17 protein-coding genes are annotated in these 20657 nt (G+C 63.2%); 8 read left to right on the forward strand and 9 right to left on the reverse strand.

From position 1 onward, the window contains the following. Positions 1 to 2 precede the first annotated feature (2 nt). The 4 genes from sufD to LB566_RS00560 form a co-directional block, all read right to left on the reverse strand. Positions 3 to 1271, reverse strand: a complete 1269-nt coding sequence (sufD, locus tag LB566_RS00545; protein ID WP_224622437.1) for a Fe-S cluster assembly protein SufD — start codon at positions 1269 to 1271, stop codon at positions 3 to 5. Positions 1272 to 1296: 25 nt separating this feature from the next. Next, the gene (sufC, locus tag LB566_RS00550) at positions 1297 to 2052 is read right to left on the reverse strand and encodes a Fe-S cluster assembly ATPase SufC (protein WP_140548945.1); all 756 of its coding nucleotides are present in this window, start codon (positions 2050 to 2052) and stop codon (positions 1297 to 1299) included. Between the two features lie 27 nt (positions 2053 to 2079). After that, positions 2080 to 3597, reverse strand: a complete 1518-nt coding sequence (gene sufB / locus LB566_RS00555; RefSeq protein ID WP_140548947.1) for a Fe-S cluster assembly protein SufB — start codon at positions 3595 to 3597, stop codon at positions 2080 to 2082. 185 nt (positions 3598 to 3782) lie between these two features. Then, entirely contained in the window at positions 3783 to 4946 is a 1164-nt protein-coding gene (locus LB566_RS00560; protein WP_224623605.1) for a cysteine desulfurase family protein, read from the reverse strand. 242 nt (positions 4947 to 5188) lie between these two features. Here LB566_RS00560 and LB566_RS00565 point away from each other — a divergent pair, with 242 nt between their 5' ends. Together LB566_RS00565 and LB566_RS00570 are read left to right on the forward strand one after the other, a co-directional pair. Further along, a complete protein-coding gene (locus tag LB566_RS00565) occupies positions 5189 to 5863 on the forward strand; it encodes an alpha/beta hydrolase (protein ID WP_140493883.1) in 675 nt (224 codons plus the stop codon). A gap of 16 nt (positions 5864 to 5879) precedes the next feature. Then, on the forward strand, positions 5880 to 6530 hold the full coding sequence (locus LB566_RS00570; RefSeq protein WP_224622438.1) for an FMN-binding negative transcriptional regulator: 651 nt from the start codon (positions 5880 to 5882) through the stop codon (positions 6528 to 6530). A 108-nt stretch (positions 6531 to 6638) separates the two neighbouring features. Here LB566_RS00570 and LB566_RS00575 read toward each other — a convergent pair whose 3' ends face one another. Genes LB566_RS00575 through LB566_RS00590 form a run of 4 tightly spaced genes read right to left on the reverse strand, consistent with a single transcriptional unit; the run spans position 6639 to position 10258 of the window. Beyond that, entirely contained in the window at positions 6639 to 7481 is an 843-nt protein-coding gene (locus LB566_RS00575) for a phosphatase PAP2 family protein (RefSeq protein WP_224622439.1), read from the reverse strand. Between the two features lie 25 nt (positions 7482 to 7506). Then, complete coding sequence (locus LB566_RS00580) at positions 7507 to 9156, reverse strand: ArnT family glycosyltransferase (RefSeq protein ID WP_224622440.1); 1650 nt, start codon at positions 9154 to 9156, stop codon at positions 7507 to 7509. Positions 9157 to 9198: 42 nt separating this feature from the next. Then, positions 9199 to 9531 (reverse strand): lipid-A-disaccharide synthase N-terminal domain-containing protein, encoded by a 333-nt coding sequence (locus LB566_RS00585; RefSeq protein ID WP_140548954.1) that lies wholly within the window; start codon positions 9529 to 9531, stop codon positions 9199 to 9201. Next, positions 9524 to 10258: a glycosyltransferase family 2 protein gene (locus tag LB566_RS00590; RefSeq protein ID WP_140548956.1), complete on the reverse strand. Its 735-nt coding sequence runs from the start codon at positions 10256 to 10258 to the stop codon at positions 9524 to 9526. Before LB566_RS00590 ends, LB566_RS00585 begins: the two co-directional genes overlap by 8 nt. Positions 10259 to 10615: 357 nt before the next feature. On the opposite strand from LB566_RS00590, the gene tyrS reads away from it, so the two are divergent. Beyond that, positions 10616 to 11869, forward strand: coding sequence for a tyrosine--tRNA ligase (gene tyrS / locus LB566_RS00595; protein WP_224622441.1), 1254 nt, complete (start codon positions 10616 to 10618; stop codon positions 11867 to 11869). Between the two features lie 6 nt (positions 11870 to 11875). Here the strand turns inward: tyrS and LB566_RS00600 are convergent, their stop codons facing one another. Then, positions 11876 to 15265 (reverse strand): DUF3971 domain-containing protein, encoded by a 3390-nt coding sequence (locus tag LB566_RS00600; protein WP_224622442.1) that lies wholly within the window; start codon positions 15263 to 15265, stop codon positions 11876 to 11878. Positions 15266 to 15360: 95 nt separating this feature from the next. Here LB566_RS00600 and LB566_RS00605 point away from each other — a divergent pair, with 95 nt between their 5' ends. The 5 genes from LB566_RS00605 to LB566_RS00625 all read left to right on the forward strand — a co-directional run bounded on the left by LB566_RS00605 (position 15361) and on the right by LB566_RS00625 (position 20605). Further along, entirely contained in the window at positions 15361 to 15828 is a 468-nt protein-coding gene (locus LB566_RS00605; protein WP_224622443.1) for a peroxiredoxin, read from the forward strand. 179 nt (positions 15829 to 16007) lie between these two features. Next, the gene (locus tag LB566_RS00610) at positions 16008 to 17312 is read left to right on the forward strand and encodes a M23 family metallopeptidase (protein WP_224622444.1); all 1305 of its coding nucleotides are present in this window, start codon (positions 16008 to 16010) and stop codon (positions 17310 to 17312) included. A gap of 285 nt (positions 17313 to 17597) precedes the next feature. After that, complete coding sequence (locus LB566_RS00615) at positions 17598 to 18761, forward strand: ROK family transcriptional regulator (protein ID WP_224622445.1); 1164 nt, start codon at positions 17598 to 17600, stop codon at positions 18759 to 18761. Beyond that, a complete protein-coding gene (locus tag LB566_RS00620; RefSeq protein WP_140493903.1) occupies positions 18761 to 19525 on the forward strand; it encodes an ATP-binding cassette domain-containing protein in 765 nt (254 codons plus the stop codon). The genes LB566_RS00615 and LB566_RS00620 overlap by 1 nt, the downstream gene beginning before the upstream one ends. Positions 19526 to 19564: 39 nt before the next feature. Beyond that, a complete protein-coding gene (locus LB566_RS00625) occupies positions 19565 to 20605 on the forward strand; it encodes a sugar ABC transporter substrate-binding protein (protein WP_140637871.1) in 1041 nt (346 codons plus the stop codon). Positions 20606 to 20657: the final 52 nt, after the last annotated feature.

Raw genomic sequence — 20657 nt, forward strand, 5'->3', positions numbered from 1 at the left:
CTTCACCCGTGCGTCAAAAACCATTCGTCGAGTCGCGCTTCCAGCGCCTCGACGATCACCTCGTCGTCCAGTTCCTCGATCACCTCGGCGACGAAAGCCTTCACCAGCAGACCACGGGCGCTCTTCTCGTCGATGCCGCGCGCCATCAGGTAAAACAGATGGTTGTGGTCGATCTCGGTGACGGTCGCGCCATGGCCGCAGACGACGTCGTCAGCGAAGATTTCGAGTTCCGGCTTGGTCGAGAACTCGCCGTCGTCCGAGAGAAGCAACGTGTTGCAAGCCATTTTGGCGTTGGTCTTCTGAGCATATTGATGGACGTTGATGCGGCCCTGGAAGACGCCGCGGGCCTTGCCGGTCACGACATTGCGGATCACTTCCGTCGACGTCGTGTGCGGCACCGCATGGTCGAGCACCATGGTTGTGTCCGTGTGGGCGTCGCCGGCCAGCAGGTTGATGCCGCGCAACTGGAAGTCGGCGCCCTCGCCCGTGGTCTTCACCACGACCTCCTGGCGCACGAGCTTGCCGCCGGCGTTCATGACGAACAGCGTCAGCTTCGCATTCTTGCCGATATGAGCCTTGAACTGCGCCAGATGCGTTGCCGTATCCGGCTGCTCCTGGATGATCAGCCAGGTCACCTCGGCGCCTTCGCCGAGCACGAGCTGACTGACCGAGCTGACAAGGGCCGCGCCCTCGCCGGCCTGGCGCTCGACGATCACAGCCTTGGCATCGGCGCCGGCGCGCACGGCCAGGCGCACATGGGTCTGACCGCCGGCCTGCAGGTTCTGCAATTCGATCGGCTTTTCCACTTCGGTGCCATCGGCGATGTCGACGAAATAGCCATCGGCGACGAAAGCCGTGTTCAGCGCTCCGATGGCATCGTCGCTGCCATAGGGATCGAGCCCAGGCGCGATGCTGCCGTCGGTCAGTTTCTCCGACAGGGCCTGGACGCTGACGCCTTCAATTCCGGGCGTTTTGGCGCTCGACACACCATTGAGAAGCGGCAACACGGTGGAACCTTCAACAACTGGCGCGATGGCTTTGGCCACGGCCGTCGGATCGAAGTCCGGCACGGCGTTCAGCAGCCGGCGCAGATCGGTGTAGTGCCAAGATTCGATGCGCCGGGTCGGCAGTCCGTGCTTGACCGCCTCGATGGCATCGTCGCGCTTCAGCATCACCGCGCCGTCGCCCGGCAGCAGCGACAACCGTTCGCCGAAAGCGTCGATCAACGCGGTTTCGGCCGGCGTCCGCTGCGGTTGTGTATGCATGTTCATCAGTTTGACCTTGCCTTCTGGCATCTCACGCGGCTTGCCCGATCACGCCGGCATAGCCATTGGCCTCCAAATCGAGCGCCAGCGACTTGTCGCCGGACTTGATGACCTGGCCCTTGTAGAGCACGTGCACAGTGTCGGGCACGATGTGTTCGAGCAGCCGCTGATAGTGGGTAATGACGACAATGGCGCGCTCGGGCGAGCGCAGCGCGTTGACGCCATCGGAGACGATCTTGAGTGCATCGATGTCGAGCCCGGAATCGGTCTCGTCAAGCACGCAGAGCTTTGGCTCCAAAAGCTTCATCTGCAGGATCTCGGCGCGCTTCTTCTCGCCGCCGGAAAAGCCGACATTGAGCGGCCGCTTCAGCATGTTCATGTCCATGTTGAGCGAGGCTGCGGCATCCTTCACCCGCTTCAGGAATTCGGGGATCTTCAGCGGCTCCTCGCCGCGCGCCTTGCGCTGCTCGTTCATGGCAACCTTCAGGAACTCCATGGTCGCCACGCCCGGTATCTCCATCGGATACTGGAAGGCCAGGAAAATGCCCGACGTCGCGCGCTCGGCCGGATCCATTTCGAGGATCGACTGGCCGTTGTAGAGGATATCGCCCTCGGTGACCTCATAGTCCTCGCGGCCGGCGAGGATGTAGGACAACGTCGACTTGCCCGAGCCGTTCGGTCCCATGATGGCGGCGACCTCCCCGGCTTTCACCGTCAGATTCAGGCCGCGGATGATTTCGGTGCCGTCATCGACGATGCGGGCATGCAGGTTCTTGATTTCAAGCATTCTTTTGTTTCCTGAATATCTGTCCGGTCAGCCGACCGAGCCCTCGAGCGAAATTCCGATCAACTTCTGGGCTTCGACGGCGAACTCCATCGGCAGTTGCTGGATCACGTCCTTGACGAAGCCGTTGACGATCAGCGCGATCGCTTCCTCCTCCGGGATGCCGCGTTGCATGACGTAGAATTTCTGGTCCTCGGAAATCTTCGACGTCGTCGCTTCATGCTCGAACTGAGCCGTCGCGTTCTTGGCCTCCATGTAGGGCACGGTGTGGGCGCCGCACTGGTCGCCGATCAGCAGCGAGTCGCAATTGGTGAAGTTGCGCGCGTTGGTCGCCTTGCGGTGCGCCGAAACCTGGCCGCGATAGGTGTTCTGCGAGAAGCCGGCGGCGATGCCCTTGGAGATGATACGGCTCGACGTGTTCTTGCCGAGATGGATCATCTTGGTGCCGCTATCGACCTGCTGGTAGCCGTTCGAGACGGCGATCGAATAGAACTCGCCCGAGGAATCGTCGCCGCGCAGGATGCAGCTCGGATATTTCCAGGTGATGGCCGAGCCGGTTTCGACCTGCGTCCATGAAATCTTCGAGCGGTGGCCGCGGCAATCGCCGCGCTTGGTGACGAAATTGTAGATGCCGCCCTTGCCCTCGGCGTCGCCGGGATACCAGTTCTGCACCGTCGAATATTTGATCTCGGCGTCATCGAGCGCCACCAGTTCGACGACCGCGGCATGGAGCTGGTTCTCGTCGCGCTGCGGCGCCGTGCAGCCTTCGAGATAGGAGACGTAGGCCCCCTCCTCGGCGATGATCAGCGTGCGCTCGAACTGGCCGGTGTTCTTCTCGTTCATGCGGAAATAGGTCGACAGTTCCATCGGGCAGCGAACGCCCTTGGGCACGAAGACGAAGGAGCCGTCGGTGAACACGGCCGAATTCAGCGTGGCATAAAAATTATCCGAGGTCGGCACGACCGAGCCGAGATATTTCTTCACCAGTTCCGGATGTTCGCGGATGGCTTCCGAGATCGAGCAGAAGATGACGCCGGCCTGCGCCAGCTCCTTCTTGAAGGTGGTGACGACGGAAACCGAATCGAACACGGCGTCGACGGCGACGCGGCCGGATTTATAGACGTTGTCGCTGGCTTCCTCGAGCTCGGACGCGTCGGTCTTCTGGACGCCCGCCAGGATCTCCTGCTCCTTGAGCGGAATGCCGAGCTTCTCATAGACCTTCAGGATTTCGGGATCGACGTCGCTGAGCGACGTCGGGCCGGGCGTGCTCTTCGGCGCCGCGTAATAGTAGATGTCCTGGAAATCGATCTTGGGATAGTTGACGCGCGCCCAGGTCGGCTCTTCCAGCGTCAGCCAGCGCCGGTAGGCTTCCAGCCGCCATTCCAGCATCCAGGACGGTTCGTCCTTCTTCGCCGAAATGAAACGGATGATGTCTTCGCTCAGGCCCTTGGGGGCCTTGTCGACAGCGATTTCGGTCTGGAATCCGTATTTGTATTGGTCGACGTCGATCTTTCGGACCCGATCGATCGTGTCCTGCACAGCAGGCATATGCGTTCTCCATCCACGCCGGGGTCAAGGCCCGACAGTTTTCAAACTATGGCACCGCCGGATGAGCACCCAAGGAGCACCCGCGGCGGCGTAAGTTTCATATAGTGCGCTTCGGCCGGAAATTCACCCGGCCAGCATGAAACGCACGGCTCTACCAGGCCGAAAGGCCCAAATTCGTCCAACCGCTACGCGGCCTTCTCCTTGCGCACCCGACGCGCGGCGATTTCCGCCAGCGCCAGCCGGAACGCCTCGATGTCCTGCGCACCGGTCGCCGCGCCAATCGACACGCGCAACGCACCCAGGCTGTCACCGTGCCCCATGGCCTTCAGCACATGGCTCGGACCGACCTTGCCCGACGAGCAGGCAGAACCCGCCGAGAGCGCCACACCGGCGAGGTCGAAGGCGATCTGAACCGTCTCGGCCTTGACGCCGGGAATAGCGAAGAATGTCGTGTTGGCAAGCCTCGGCGCGCCGGTTCCGAAGATTTCCACGTCTGGCACCAATATTTTTACGATGGCCTCGATCTCGTCGCGACGCCGACGCACGGTATCAATGCCCGCCAATCCGGCGAGAGCCTCCCGCGCCGCCGCGCCGAATCCCGCAATGCCGGACAGATTCTCGGTGCCGCCGCGATGGCCCTTCTCCTGGCCACCGCCGTTGATGAGAGGCTTCGGCATCATCAGATCGGCAGCGGCGACGATGGCGCCGACGCCCTTGGGGCCGCCGATCTTGTGCGACGACAATATCAGATAGTCGGCGTAACCCGCCGAAATGTCGATCGAAATGCGGCCTGCCGCCTGAACCGCGTCTACGACGAGGACACCGCCGACCGCCTTTACGATTTCGGCGATACGATCGACCGGCTGGATGACGCCAGTCTCATTATTGGCGGCATGGATTGCCACCAGCGGCAGGCCGCTGGCCTTGTCGTGCGCGGCAAGGGCGTTTGCCATTGCTTCGAGGTCGACGATTCCGTTGGCGTCAACGCCGATCCGCGTCACCTGCGAGGCCGGGAAGGACCCGCCGTTCAACAGGCAGGGGTGGTCGGCTTCGCAGACATAGAGATGGCTCATGCGGATGGTCCCGCGCCCCATCCGCCAATCGGGCGTCAGCAGCATCGAGGCGGCTTCCGTGGCGCCTGACGTGAACACGACATGCCCAGCCTTGGCGTTCACCAATTCCGCCACATCACGCCTTGCGGTTTCGATCAGGCGACGCGCCGCACGCCCTTCGGCGTGGACCGATGATGGATTGGCGGCGATATCCAGCGCCGCGACCATAGCCTCGCGTGCCGCTGCAAGCAGCGGCGCACTGGCATTGTAGTCGAGATAGGCGCGCATTCCGGCCATTTCCTTCCAGTTGGTCCCGTCAGAAGCCATTCCACCGAGATATCGCGTTATTTCCTTGAAATTCCAAGGCAAGCCGTCCTATTTACGCGGCTTGCGGCGCGGGCGGCCGGGCGATTGCGTTTCGGCCACCCAGTTTTGAACAATTCTAAACTAGCTTCTATGAAGACGCTCGCCCTGCGTCAAGGCCAGAGGAAGGTTGTTCCGGGCGCCGCGCATTTCTTATTACCCAAGTGGAGTATTTCATGCCTGAGGTCATTTTCACCGGTCCGGCCGGCCGTCTCGAGGGTCGCTACCAGCCCTCGAAGGAAAAGAGCGCGCCGATCGCCATTGTCTTGCATCCGCACCCGCAATTCGGCGGCACGATGAACAACAAGATCGTGTACGACCTCTTCTACATGTTCCAGAAGCGCGACTTCACCACGCTGCGCTTCAATTTCCGCGGCATCGGCCGCAGCCAGGGCGAATTCGATCACGGTACAGGCGAATTGTCGGATGCGGCAGCCGCACTCGACTGGGTGCAGTCGCTGCATCCGGATTCCAAGAGTTGCTGGGTTGCCGGCTATTCGTTCGGCTCGTGGATCGGCATGCAGCTTTTGATGCGCCGTCCCGAGATCGAAGGCTTCATCTCGGTCGCGCCGCAGCCCAACACCTACGATTTCTCTTTCCTCGCTCCCTGCCCCTCCTCGGGGCTCATCATCCATGGCGACGCCGACAAGGTGGCGCCGCCGAAGGACGTGCAGGGCCTGGTCGACAAGCTACACACGCAAAAGGGCATCACCATCACGCAGAAGACCTTGCCCGGCGCCAATCATTTCTTCGCCAACGATGCCGAACTGCTGATCGAGGAATGCGCGGATTATCTCGATCGCCGGCTGGCCGGCGAATTGTCGGATCCGCGCCCGAAGCGGCTGCGCTAAAGGGCGGATGACCGCGATGTACCAGCCCCCTCATTTCCAGGAAACGCGGCCGGAGGTGCTGCACGGGCTGATCCGGGCAAATCCGCTCGGCCTCTTGGTTTCCGGCGGACCCGAGGGGCCGGTCGCCAACGCCATCCCGTTCCTGCTCGACGCCGATATCGGGCCAAACGGCAGGCTGCGCGCTCATCTGGCCAAAGCCAATTCGCAATGGCGCCTCATCGCCGACAATCCGGCCTCGACGGTGCTGATCGTCTTCCAGGGCACCGACGCCTATGTGACGCCGTCCTGGTACGAGACCAAGCGCGAAACCGGCAAGGTGGTGCCGACCTGGAACTATGCCATCGTGCAGGTGCGCGGCACCGCGAAGGTGATCGACGACCAGGACTGGCTGGCGCGGCAGATCGCTGACCTGACGGCTTCGCAGGAGGGCGCGCGTGAGGCGCCATGGGCGGTCACCGATGCGCCTGCCCCGTTCATCCAGTCGCAGATCAAGGGCATCATCGGGCTGGAGATCGAGATCAGCGAAATCCACGGCAAATGGAAGGTCAGCCAGAACCGTCCCGTCGCCGATCGCGCAGGCGTTGCGCGCGGGCTTGAGAGCGAGACGGCCAATTCATCCGACATGGTGCACCTGGTAAGGTCCTACGGCGGACTGGACGGCGAGTAGAGCAGTTCACCGTTTCACGGAACGGAGAACTCTCTAACTCCTTGTTTTGACGTAATTCCGGACGGAAAACCGTATACACTTTTCCTGGAATTGCTCTAAATCCCAGGCTCAACGGATCGGATGGCCGTTCGCCTTGTTTCGACCGATCAGCCGAAAGGTTGGCTTGCGCACCGGCAATCCCGACCGTGTCGGGCCGAAGATGAAGCCGAGCCGGGCAAAGACCAATCCGCAAACCAGCGCGAAGGCAAAGCCAAGACCAAAGCCGGCGACGGTATCACTCGGATAATGCGCGCCGACGAAGACCCGCGTCGAGGCGATGCAGGCCGTGACCGGCAAGGCGATGTACCAGCGCCGCGGGAACAAAAGCAGCAGGATGCCGAACACGGCCCCCATGGTCGTGGCGTGACCGGAAGGAAAACCGGCAAAGCGCGCATCGAAGGCGAAGGGACGCAACGACAGGACCCCAAGATCCTGAAAATAGAGCGGACGCGCCCGGCCGATCGCATATTTCAGGACATTGACCAGCAGGCCGGACAGGCCGACGGCGCTCAGCGCAAGGAACGCCAGGCAGGTCCAGTTGTAGACGAGCATCAATGACCGCCGCGACAGGCTTCGCCAGTCCGTCAGATTGGCCCCTATGAGCAGCAGTGCCGGCGGGATGAGATACCAGCCGCCCAGGCCGAACTGCGTCAGGAACTCGGCAAGCCGGCCGAAGCCCGCCGACCACTGGCCGTGCAGCAGCCCCGCCGGAGTGTCGAGGCCGACGAACGCCACTGCCGTCAGCAAAATCCAGGCCGAGACCCAGAGCGGCCAGAGGATCTTGGGATACGATGCGGAACGAGCGGCGAAGCGCCCTCTGACGATCCGCAGCGTGTCGCGGAAATTGCCGGCCGACCGACGCAGCACCGCGGCGGGCGCAATGGAAACGGAAGGGCGCGGTTTCACCAGCATTGAAAACCCGATCCCATTGTCGAATTCATTGGGCGATACGGTAGAGGCCGAGCGACATTTTGTCTCCCGATGAAAAGTTGAGCCCGTCGATCCGTGTAAGACGGCTGGCCGCCTTGCCTTGCCCGGCCAGCAGACCATTGAGTTTCTGCTCATCCTCGACCGGCGCCAGCCCCAGCGCGCAGGCGGGGTCCGCAAGCAGGTGCTTTGCCACGCCATCGGTATCGGTCAGCACCGTTTTCGTGCCCACCAGGAACACAAGGCTCGGTTCGTGGTACCGGGCCGACGCCAGCACCGAGGTGTCGCAGGGCTTGTAGGCGCGCACAGCCTCGTTGATCGCCGGGCTCAGCCATATCGGCCCCAAGGATGGGGCGATGACACCAAACAGCAACCCGTAGGTGATGCCCGCACAGGCGGCGACGGCGCCGATACGGGCAAGCGGTACTTGCAACTGTCGCGAGAAGGCCAGATAGCCGGCGCCGAGCGCCGACGCGGCCGCCGGAATGCTCCACCAGGAGAAAGCATGGGTGAGGTAGATCGGGGCGGCCACGCAGACCGCCGCCAGGCCGAGGCTGACCACGACCAGGCCAAAGGCCGTTGACCACCACAACCATTGCTGCCATCGCCGGAGCGGCGCATTGGCGTCCTGCGGCTGCAATGTCAAAAGCCAGCCGATCAGCAGCGCCATGCCGGGATAGGCCGGCAGCACATAGTGCGGCAGCTTGGTCGGGATCAACTCGAACACCAGCCAGAAGGGGATGTACCAGGCGAGGCAGAAGCGCAGCCTGACATCGTCGCGGAGCCGGTTGAGGGCTTGCAGGCCGGCGCCGACGGCGATCAGGCCGAACGGCCACATGAACAGCGAGTAGGTCAGCATGTAGAAGCCGGGCGGCAGGCCGTGCGATTCCTCGCCCTGGGCGACCTTGCCGAGCATATCCTTGCCGACGGCCTGCTGGAGGAAGGCGCCGTGGCTTTTCCAGGTGATCAGGGCGAGCCAGGGCAACACGATCAGCACGACGAGCAGCAGGCCGCGTCCCACTTTGAGCTTCGACAGCCAGCGCCCGTCGCGTTCGAATGCAAATAAGACAGCGATGGTGAGCGCCGACAGCAGTGGGGCGATCGGTCCCTTGATGAGGATCGCGGCCCCTTGCGCCAGCCAGAATATCCACCACAGATGGCCGGCGACGGGCTCGTTGCGGCGCGATGCCAGATAGATCTGCGCCAGCGCGCCCTGCGCCGCCACGCAGCAGGCCAGCAGCATCGCATCGGTCTTGGCGTCGCGGCCCTCGAAGGCGGTGGCGAAGATCGCCGCCATCACCAGGCCTGCGGCGATGCCGGCGCTGACTCCGAAAAGCCTGGTGCCGGTCCAGGCGATGCCGAGAACGGTCAGGGCGATGCCCAGCGTCGACACCAGGCGATAGACCCATATCGGTGCGGCGGCGCCCTTGCCGCTCAGGGCCACGGCCGCGGATTGCAGCCAATAGATGCCGATCGGCTTCTGGTAGCGTGAGGCGTCCTGAAAGCGGATGTCGACATAATCGCCACTCTCGACCATCTGCTTGGTGGCCTGGACGAAGCGCGGCTCGTCACGATCCAGCGGGGGCATGGACGCAAGTCCCGACACCGTCATCACGAGGCTGAACAGGAAGAGAAGGATGTAGTTCCTGTTCAGCGCCATATTCCAGCCTCTCCGACCATTCTTGCTGATGCGCAAAGCCGCTCAATCGACCTTGGTCATCGCCGCCTTGCGTTCATTGGCGATCAGCCAGAGATTTCTGATGTAGATGAACAAGCCCATGCCCTGGCCGGCAATGAACACCGGGTCCTGCCGCTTGATCGCATAAACCAGCAGCAGAGCCCCGCCGAACAGCGAGAAGAACCAGAAGGCGATCGGCACGACGCTACGCTTGGCCTTTTCCGACGCAAGCCACTGCACGACGAAGCGCATGGTGAAAAAGAACTGGGCGACGAAGCCGAGCAGGATCCATGCGTTGAACTGTTCGATGAAGACCCGGTGGATCCAGGTCACCAGTTCCTGAAGCACGTTAACCATGCATGATTTCCTCTACTTTTGGCATCCGGCGACGCCTGCGGCGCAGCCACCAGACGCCGCAGAGATCGAGCACGCCTTGGAGGCCGCGGTCGAAAATCCCGTAGTTCGACTTGCCGTGGCGGCGGGAGCGGTCGACGACGTCGCAATGCACGACATGGTATCCTTCCTGGATGACCAGCGCCGGAACGAAACGATGGGTGCCGTCGAAGAACGGCAGCTTGCGCAGGATCTCGGTGTGGACCGCCTTCAGGCCGCAGCCGGTGTCGCGCGTCTCGTCATGCAGGATGGCGTTTCTCAGCCAGTTGGCGAACCGCGACGCCAGTTGCTTGACCTTGCTGTCGCGGCGCTTCAGGCGCTGCCCTTGCGCGGCGCCGTAGCCGGGCCCGGCCCGCCGCAAGGCGTCAACCAGCATGGGAATGTACTGAGGATCGTTCTGACCATCGCCGTCGATCGTGGCAACGATGCTTCCGCGCGCCGCCCAGGCGCCGGAGCGTACCGAGAGGCTCTGGCCGGCCGATTTCTCGTGCCGCAATTCTCTGACGGGAAACGGGCGAAGTGCTGCCTGCTTGGCGAGAACGGCTGCGGTTCCATCGGTCGAGCCGTCGTTGACGATGATCAGTTCGAAGTCGCGCCCGGTCATCGCCGCCTCGATCTCATCGATCAGCAGCGGCAGGTTTGCCGCCTCGTTCCTGCAAGGAATGACGATGGATATCAATGCGTCCGGCATGTCGCGTGGGGCTCTGTCGTCGGATATGGCATTGGGTGGATGCCGTGCGGTGCCGCTTGGGGTCGTGGGCTGCAAGGACCTTTTGGCGCGCGCCTCATTACGCCAGCACAAACAATGAAGCAAGCATCCGCGCCGAGAGGCGGGTTGCGGCGTTTCAACAACGAGTGATTGCCAAGCCCCTGGTCGAAGCGCGATGGGCGCAAAACCGGATTCCACTTTTGCTGATCGCGAGTCCCTGGTTAAAGCGCGATCGGGCGCAAAACCGGATTCCACTTTTGCTGATCGCGCTTGGGTGCTAAACGCGCGCGTTCATATACGTCCGTACCGGATCGGCCGGGCGCTTTCGGGAAAGAAAACATGCCTGCCTTCAAATCCGATTTCCTGCGCACGATGAGCGAGCGCGGCTTCATCCACCAGACTTCGGATGATGCCGGGTTGGACGATCTCTTCGCCACGGAGACGGTGACCGCCTATATCGGCTTCGACGCGACCGCCAAGAGCCTGCACGCCGGCTCGCTGATCCAGATCATGATGTTGCACTGGCTGCAGCAGACCGGCCACCGGCCGATCGCCTTGATGGGCGGCGGCACCTCGATGATCGGCGACCCTTCCTTCAAGGACGAGGCGCGCAAGCTTCTGACACCGCGCGATATCGACGACAATCTCGCCGGCATCCGCCGCAATTTCATGCCGTATCTCAAATTCGGCAGCGGCCCGAATGACGCGATCATGGTCAACAACGCCGACTGGCTGATGGAGATCAACTACGTCAATTTCCTGCGCGACGTCGGCCGTCATTTTTCGGTCAACCGCATGCTGGCCTTCGATTCCGTCAAGCTGCGGCTCGACCGCGAGCAGTCATTGTCCTTCCTCGAATTCAACTACATGATCCTGCAGGCCTATGACTTCGTCGAGCTCTACAAGCGTCTCGGCTGCCGTCTGCAGATGGGCGGCTCCGATCAGTGGGGCAACATCATCAACGGCATCGATCTCGGTCGCCGCATGGAGGACGCGCAGCTTTATGCACTGACCACGCCGCTGCTCACCACCTCGTCGGGCGCCAAGATGGGCAAGTCCGCCACGGGCGCCGTCTGGCTCGATGCAGAGATGCTCTCGCCTTACGAATTCTGGCAATATTGGCGCAACACCGAGGACGCCGATGTCGGCCGTTTCCTGAAACTCTATACGACGCTGCCGTTGGACGAGGTGGCGCGTCTGGAGAAGCTCGGAGGATCCGAGATCAACGAGGCGAAAAAGATCCTCGCCACCGAGATCACCGCCTTGCTCCACGGTCGCGGCGCCGCCGAACAGGCCAGCGAAACCGCACGCAAGACGTTCGAGGAGGGTGCCCTCGCCGAGACGTTGCCGAGCGTCGAGGTCGAGAACGCCAAGCTCGAAGCCGGCGTCGGCATCCTGTCGCTGCTGGTGACCGCCGGACTGGCGGCGTCCAACGGCGAAGCGCGGCGGCATGTGCAAGGCGGCGCGGTGCGGCTGAACGATCAGCCTGTCAGCGATGATCGCCGCACTGTCACGCTCCAGGACTTGAGTCCGGAAAACGTCGTAAAGCTTTCACTCGGCAGGAAAAAGCACATTTTGGTGCGGCCGATCTGAGCCCCTTCACCGATACTCGAAGATCGACCTGAATATCCCCGGCGCGATCACCGAGAGCGGATTGATGTCGAGCAGCGGCTTGTTGGCGTTGCCCTTGAGCCGATAGGTGACGCCGATCAGGCCGCGGTCGCGGCCGTTACCCAGAAGCGCGCCGACGATGGGCAGTTCGCCGAAGATGCGGTTGAGGCCATAGACCGGCATGAAGGTGCCGGTCATGTCCATATTGTTGTTCTGGTCATAGAGCGTGCCCTGGAACGTGGTGCCGATGCGGGGACCGCGCAGCACGCCATTGGCCAGCCTGAGATAGCCGCTGCCCTTCTCGATCTCGGCGTAGCCGCGTTCGAACTGTACCCGCGAGGTGTCGAGCTTGCCCTTGACCGCCTGATTGAGGCTGCGGCTATCGCCTGCCGGCGTGGTCGAGACGATGGACGCGAGCTTCGGTTCGTTGACGACGAAGAAGTTCGTCGTGTCCACCTTGCCCTTCATCGGCCCGTCGCCCGCTCCCGACAAGGCCAGGGCAATCGCCCCACCTTCCATATGCTCGTAGATGTTGAGGAATCTCAGTATCGCACCGGCGTCCGCCGACTGTACGTTGAGCGAGCGCCGGCCGGCGCTGCTCGTGTTGCTGATAGCTATGGCGGCTCCCGAACTTGCGGTGGCGCTGACCTTCAGCCCGTTCACCTTCGAGCCGGCCGCGCTGTAATCGAGCTTGAGATCGGACAATTGCTCGTCGTGGAAACCGGTCAGCCGATCGACATCGGCGCTGACGGAAATCGCGTCGGCGCCCGTCGTCTTGGTCGCGGTGTCGACGTCGGAGGTGAATTGCTTGATCAGCGAGCGGGCATCCAGGGCGTTGCCGCTGATGTTGACTGCATAGCCCCTGCCCGATCGCTTGACGGACACCGCCACGTCGTCGCCCCGGTTCAGCGCGACTTTGCTGAACTTTGCCGACGACAGCGCCCCGTTGACCAGCACGATGTTGCCGTCGACGGAGAATGTCTTGCCGTCGAGGTCGAAGTCGGAAAGCGTCGTGGTGTCGCCGGACGTGGTCATGACGAATGTAGCACTTGCGGGAATCCCTGCTCCCTTGCTCCATCCGGCCCAGGGGATGTCGAGCCTGGCATTGGTCAGGTCGGCCGAGACGTTCTGGTTGCCCTCGCCGCTTTTGTCGATCGCGACCTTCACGGTTCCGCCCAGCAATGGGGCCAGCCCCGGCATGGCGGCGGCGCGGATCTTGTCGTCGAGCACCAGGGCCACCTTGCGGCTGCGTGCCGGTCCGCCATCCTCCAGCGGCTCGATCAGGTCGAGTTCGGCCGGAATGCCGTTCAGGGATGCCTTGGCGGAAATGACAGCCTTTTCAGGGTCGACCGTGACGGAACCGTCGGCATCCGTGACGGTCTGGCCTTCGAACGGCTTGGCCAATGAAAGCCCGCTGTAGTCGAGCGATACCAGCCAATCGAGCTTCGAGCTGTCGACGCCGGACTGCAGCGGAATATCGGCCCTGACATGGCCGGTGACACTGCCGGACAGGTCTTCCGGCAGGAAGCCGACATGACGCATGGCGTTGATCGGCTCGTAGGAGGCAAGTTCAGCGACCGCGGACGCTTCGCCGGCAACGTCGATGTCGAGTGCGCCGACGACCGGCGGGCGGTTGGCCGCCTTGACGGTCAGCGTGCCGTTGCTGGCCGCCACGGTGCGGCCGCTGGGCATGAAGACGGTGCCCGAGGACAGGGAGATATCGACGTCATTGCCGTGGAAGGCGACGACACCGACGGCATCGCGGATCGGCGGGATGCGGCCAGCCGTGTCGAAACGCGATCCTTCTATCTGGAAGCGGCCGAACACCTCGTCGGCGGAAAGCGGCACACCATTGCCGAGGCGATCAGGCACCACCTGGAATTGAAGATTGGCGTCCACGACGCGGCCGCCGAACAGATTGTCCAATACCCAGAGCCGCGCATTGCGCGCCGAAAACCATGGCCAAAGCTGCTTGACGTGCGAGACCGGCATGTCGTGGACGTTGAGCGCCAGATTGATGCCGGGAGCCTTGCCGTCAACGAACTCCACGGCCGCGGTGCCAAGGACCTCGCTGGAAGCGGCGGATCGGACTGCGATCTGATCGGCTACCAATCTATGGCTTTTGGTCTGGTAGACACCGGCGATGCGGGCAAGGAAGGTGAGCGCCGGCTCCGGCGATTCCGAAGGCGCCAGCGTCGAGCCGTCACTGGTCAGATCGTATCGGTAGGCCGGCTCCTCACCGGCGGCGCCGGTCGCGGGCCTCGGCCCAATCGAGCCGGCGAAATCGAAGGTCGAGCGGCCGGTCTTGAGCAACAGCCGGTCCACCTGGATCTTGTTGCTGCCGCGCACGAGCGTGGCGTCGAGGTCGACATCGGCCGACAGCAGGCCGCGCGAGCCGAGATCAAGCACCGATCCCCTGGACGACAAGGCAGCCGTCAGCCGCGACGCGGTGTCGCCGGCGCCTTGCGCCCCTTTGAGCGTCACGCTGAGCGCGCCCAACCTACTGCCGGACGCCGCGGCGCCGCTCGCGTCACCATCTTCGGCGATACCGACGGTGGCATCCAGCGACATCACGCGCCGGGTCTCGGCATCGCGGCTGGCGGATGCGGCGACGGTCACCGCCTTGCCGTCGACATTTGCCTGCGAGGAGAACTCCATGCCGCCTGTCCCCGACTGCAGGACGACCGCGTCGGCGACGGTGATCAACCTGACCGCCTCGGTATCGGGCAAGACGAATGCCACATTGTGAAGATCGATACGATGCAGCGATTCCTCGCGCACCGCATCGAGAGCGTGATTGATGTTGGCAAAGAGCGCATCGGACAGTTTTTCGGGATCGATCAGCCCGTCTCGATTGCGCAGCTCGGCCGTCCAGTCGCCGCCCGACGGCATCGCCGCGGTAACGATGCGCGCATCGGAAATCCTGGCGCTGGTCAGCCGCACCTCGCCTCGAAGCAGCGGCAGCAGGCGCATGCCGAAACGCACCCTGCCCGCATCGGCCATGGGCTTGCCGTCGCTTGCCTTCAGGCTGACGTCGCTCACCTGGAGCGCGACGAAGCTCGAACTGTCGAGGGTGATGCGGGCGGGCCCGACCGCAACATCGACATCGACGCCCGCAAGCTTCTCGATGGCGGCCTCCGCCTCGACGCGCAGCCGGTCGGCCCCTATTCCGGAGACGCCGATGAGATAGACGGCCACCGCCGCCAGCGCCACCAGCGCAATGGCGCCGGCAAACAGCCGCGAAAGGATGCGAAAACCGCGCCCGATCGCCGCCTGGCCGAGAGGCGGAACGCGGCAAGCCGACGGCAAGGCGCCCAGGTCGGTGATTTCATCCCGCCTGAACCTGATCTTCTCGTGCTGCGGTTGCTCCTGATCCACGCAATTTTCCGTTCTACGAACTCGCTCGTGGACGAATCCCCGCTCGACACTATATCGGTGTGGCTTCGCGCGTAACCTCAAACAAGGGCATCGATATGGCCGACCTCAATGTGGGCGACGTTGCGCCGCAATTCGAGCTGCCGCGGGACGGCGGCGGTTCGCTCAGCCTGGCCGGCTTTGCCGGCAGACCTGTCGTCCTCTACTTTTACCCACAGGACGACACCACCGGCTGCACCGCCGAAGCGATCAGTTTTTCGCAGCTGAAGCCCAAATTCGAGAAGGCCGGCGCCGTCGTGATCGGCCTGTCGCCCGACAGCGCCAGGAAACACGACAAGTTCAAATCGAAATACGATCTTACCATCGACCTTGCCGCCGACGAGGAGCGCAAGGTGATCGAGGCCTATCATCTTTGGGTCGAGAAATCGATGTATGGCCGCAAATACATGGGCGTCGAGCGGGCGACGTTCCTGATCGGCCGCGACGGGCGTATCGCCAGGATCTGGCGCAAGGTCCGCGTCAAGGGCCATGCCGAGGAAGTCTTGGAAGCCGTTCGCGCGCTTTAAGGGCCGGCCGCGTCTCCGTGCCGGCGCCTTGTTTTCAGAAGGCGGCGCGAAGATTTCTCCCACAACCCCATGCTCGTTTTGCGGGCAATCCTTGCCGACGCCTTGCTTCGGCAAGGCTTTGTTAACCTTAATAATGTGTAGTCGGGCTGTCGTGGTGTCGTAAACGAAAGCTTGGTCCCGTGAACGCAACCGGTCAGTCCGCGATCTTTGGCAGGCGCAAGGAACCGCATACAGTCATCATCGCCCGCGGCAGCGAGATCAGGCACTTCACGATCCGGCCCTGGCTGGTTGTATTTCTCGGTTCGGCGCTGGCGGCGATCGCCATCGGTTACCTGCTGGCCACCTCCTATCTCGTGCTGCGCGACGACCTGATCGGCGCCACCACCGCGCGCCAGGCGCGTATGCAGCAGGCTTACGAAGACCGCATCTCCGCATTACGCGCCCAGGTCGACCGCATCACCAGCCGGCAATTGCTTGATCAGCAATTGATGGAAACCAAGGTGAGCGAGCTTTTGGAGCGCCAGACGCAGCTCAGCCAGCGCCACGGCCGCCTCGGCCCGCTGCTGGACCGCGCCGAAAATGAAGTCGGCGCGGCGACGGCCGAAGAACCGGCAGTGCCGGCAAAGCCTGACAAACACGCCGAAGTAACCGGCAGCATCGCCCAGCCTGCTCAAAACTACGCGCTGGCCAGCCTCGGCGCCGCCCCCGGCGCCGCCGACACCAGGCCGTTCTCCCTGTGGGCGACCCGCTCCGATCCGCTGCCGAACGATTCAGCCGCCGATCGTGCCGACAAGCTGTTCATATCGATCAACAAGTCGTTGAAATCCATCGAGAACGACCAGCTCACGCGGATCAGCATACTTGCTGACAACGCCTACAAGAATGCCGATGCCATAACCCAGGCGCTCGAGGCGGCCGGGCTGCCGGTCGACAGCGACTTCGGCAAGAACGAAAGCGATGTCGGCGGACCGCTGATCCCGCTCGACAGCTCGATGTTTTTCGACAGCAAGGTCAAGGAACTGGACGAGGCGCTGGACACGCTCGACCAACTCAAGAAGGAAGCACGCCGACTGCCGCTCGCCAATCCCGCACCCGGTCATTCCGTCACCAGCCCGTTCGGCGTGCGCACCGACCCGATCCTCGGCACGGCCGCCCTGCATTCGGGAATGGACTTCAGGGCGCCGATCGGCATGGCGGCCAAGGTCACCGCGCCAGGCGTGGTCACCAAGGCCGGCTGGAATGGCGGCTATGGCCGCATGGTCGAAGTCGATCACGGCAACGGGTTTGCCACGCGCTATGGACATCTCAGCGAAATCGACGTGACCGTAGGCGAAAAAGTGGATGCCGGCGCTGTCATCGGCAAGACCGGCAGCAGCGGTCGCTCGACCGGGCCACATCTGCATTACGAAGTCCGTCACAATGGCGAAGCGATCGATCCATTGCGTTTCCTCACGGTCGGCAAGAAGGTCGCGCAGTATCTCTAACGCACGGGCCCAGGCAGCCGCCATCCCGCGCCGTCCTCATTGCTTTTTCGCATCCTTGTCGCCGTCCAGGGCTTTTCCCTTGCGGGGCGACCGCAAATTGTCGAAGCCCATATAGTGGTCGGTATCAGATGTATTCCATCTGCCGCCCAGGCAGATGATGGCAATGGCCGCAGCCGCGGCCTTTCTGCCGTCGCGGACACATCCCTCAAGTACGGCACATTTTTGAATTCCATTTGACTGAATAAATGTTTGGTGCCAACCTTGCCTCAACCGGGGACGCAAGGCATGGCATTGCGAGGGACCAATCAGGAGTTCGGGCGGCCGTACAACCGGCGCATCGTGCTCGAATCGATCCGCCGGTACGGCCCCATCGCCAGGGGCGACATCGCCAGGCATGTCGGGCTCACCGTCCAGACCGTTTCGACCATCGTTCGCGAACTGGAGGAGCAGGGCTACGTCCTGTCCGTACGCGAGGAGCCGAAGGGCCGTGGCCTGCCACCAGCGACGCTGCGCATCAATCCCGAGGGCGGTTATGCCGTCGGCATCCACCTGACGCCGCTGGGGATCGACGCGGCGCTGATCAATCTCAGCGGTGACGTGATCGACAGCTTGCACCGCGAAGCCCCCAACGCGACGCCCGATCATGCGTTCGACCAGGTCGGCGCCATGGTCCGCGAGCTTACCGGAACGCGCGCCGCGGGCCGTGTCATCGGCATCGGCATGGCGCTTCCCGGCCCGTTCGGCGTCGACACCATGAGCTTCATCGGGCCGACCACAATGGCCGGATGGAAGGACGTGGCACTGCGCGAACGGCTAACGGCGGCGACGGGATTGCCGGCCTTTTTCGACGGCGACATGGCAGCGGCCGCGATGGGCGAGCGCCTCTACGGCATCGGCGCCCAGCATTCCGAATATTACTATCTCTATTTCGGCGTCGGCCTTGGCAGCGCCATGATGCATGACGGCAGTGTGCTGCGCGGCGCCTGGGGCAATGCCGGCGAAATCGGCCATATTCCCGTCGTTCCCGATGGCGAGCTTTGCCCGTGCGGCAATCGCGGTTGCCTCGAACGTTATGTCTCTCTCGAAGCGCGAGGGCGCTGGAAGGGCAGCGATGCCGATTGGGTCGCCGAGGTCGGCCCGATCTTCCGCAACGCCATAGCCATCATCGAGAACCTTTTCGACCCCGAGACGGTCGTGCTCGGCGGGCTGGCGGCGCCGGACCTGCTCGAACGCCTGGCGAGGTCGGCTGCGCCTCTGCACAATTCGGTTTCGGCCCGCAAGGACCGCAAGACGCCGCGCATTATCGTCGCCGGCGGCGGCCAGCATGCCGTGCTGCGCGGCGCGGCCGCATTGGCCGTCTCAGGCGTGTTGTCGCCGCGCTTCGGCCAGATGTTCACCGCCGGGCGCGAACGCGGCCGCGATATCCTGACGGCCAGGGAGGTTGCCTGATGAGCGAACCCCTGCTGGTGCTCGACAACGTCACCAAGAACTATGGCGCGATCCAGGCTCTGAAGGGCATAAGCTTTTCGATCGGCAAGGGCGAGGTGGTCGCGTTGCTGGGCGACAACGGCGCCGGCAAGTCGACGCTGGTCAAGATCATCGCCGGCGGGCTGGAGCCCACCTCCGGCCGCATGCTGTTCGAAGGCAAGGAGTTCCTTGCCAAATCCCCCGCCGAGGCCAAGGCGGCTGGCATCGAGACCGTGTACCAGGACCTGTCGCTGTGCACGAATGTCGACGTGGTTGCCAATTTCTTCATGGGGCGTGAGATCACGCGCAAGGTGCTTGGCATTCCAGTGCTCGACGAGCGGGCGATGGAGGCCGTGGTCGGCAAGGCGCTTGCCAGTGCCGGCACCCGTATTCCGTCATTGCGCACCAATGTCGAGCATCTCTCGGGCGGGCAGCGGCAAGCCATCGAGCTCAACCGCTTCGTGCACTGGGGCGGCAAGCTGGTGCTGCTCGACGAGCCGTTTGCGGCACTCGGGGTCGAGCAAACGCGGCGCGGTCTCGACATGATCCGCCAAGTGGCGAACCAGGGCATCGGCGTCGTCATCATCACCCACATCATGCAGCAGGCCTTCCAGGTCGCAGACCGGATCGTAGTGATCCGGCAGGGCGTCGTGGCCGGCGATGTCGCACGCAACAAGACAAGTCCCGATGCGGTGATCAATATGATCACCGGAGAGACGCTTGCCGGTGCCGGACCGGCGGGCTGAGGGACAAAAGAGGGGTCCGGCACTAGAGGAGCCAACGACATGAAACGAATACTTCTTTCTGTCCTCGGTATCCTGGCACTGGCAGTTGCCACGCTCACGCCGGCATTCGCCCAGTCCAAGGGTACCGTCTACTACATGGTGCCGACCTTGCTCGACGAGTTCCAGACCGGCTCGGTGAGCGCGCTGGAACTGTTCCTGAAACAGGTCGGCTACGAGATGAAGACGCTGAACGCCGACAACAAGACCGACGCCCAGCAATCGCAGATGAACGACGTCATCGCGCTGAAACCGAAGGCGATCATCCTGGCCGCCGTCGACTTCAACGCGCTGAAGCCGTCGATCGAGGCCGCGCGCGCGGCCGGCATACCTGTCGTGGAATTCGATCGCCAGATCACCTCCACTCCATCCGACTTCACGTCGGTAGCCGGCACTGTCGAAATCGGCCACGTCGCCGCCGAACAGGCCGAAGCGCTGCTGAAGGCCAAGAACGGCGCTGTGAAGGGCAAGGTCCTGCAGGTGCTCGGCGATCCCGGCGATCCCTACACGCTCGACATCCAAAAGGGCTTTGAAGAGAAGATGAAGGCGTTCCCGGACGTCAAGATCATCTCGCTGCCTGCCATGCAATGGGAGGCCAGCAACGCCGGCACCATCGTCGCCGACCAGATGCTTGCCAACCCCGACATCGACCTGATCTTCAGCCACGCCGCGCATCTCTCGGTCGCCGCCGTCGCCTCGCTCGAGGCCGCCGGCAAGAAGCCGGGCGACGTCATGCTGATGAGTTCGAACGGCGCGCCGGTCGGCCTCGACCTGATCCGCAAGGGCTGGCTCAATGTCGAAGTCGAACAGCCACTCTACGCCCAGGCCGCGGCCGTCGCCATGTTCATGGACAAGGTCGTCAACAAGCAGGAGATCAAGCCCGGCGACTATGACGTGCTTGGGCTCAAGTCAGTGGTGACCAAGGAGGCCTGGGGCCCGAACATCAAGATCCCGGGTGCCGCGATCACCAAGGAGAACGTCGATAATCCGGCCTTCTGGGGCAACCAGAAGCCGCCGACGGACACCGTGAAGCCCGTCGAGTAAACCTTCCCCCAGAACGGCTCCGGGCCACGCGCCCGGAGCCGCCCTGCCCGGC

Source organism: Mesorhizobium sp. CA13, from assembly GCF_020165235.1.
Classification (GTDB): domain Bacteria; phylum Pseudomonadota; class Alphaproteobacteria; order Rhizobiales; family Rhizobiaceae; genus Mesorhizobium.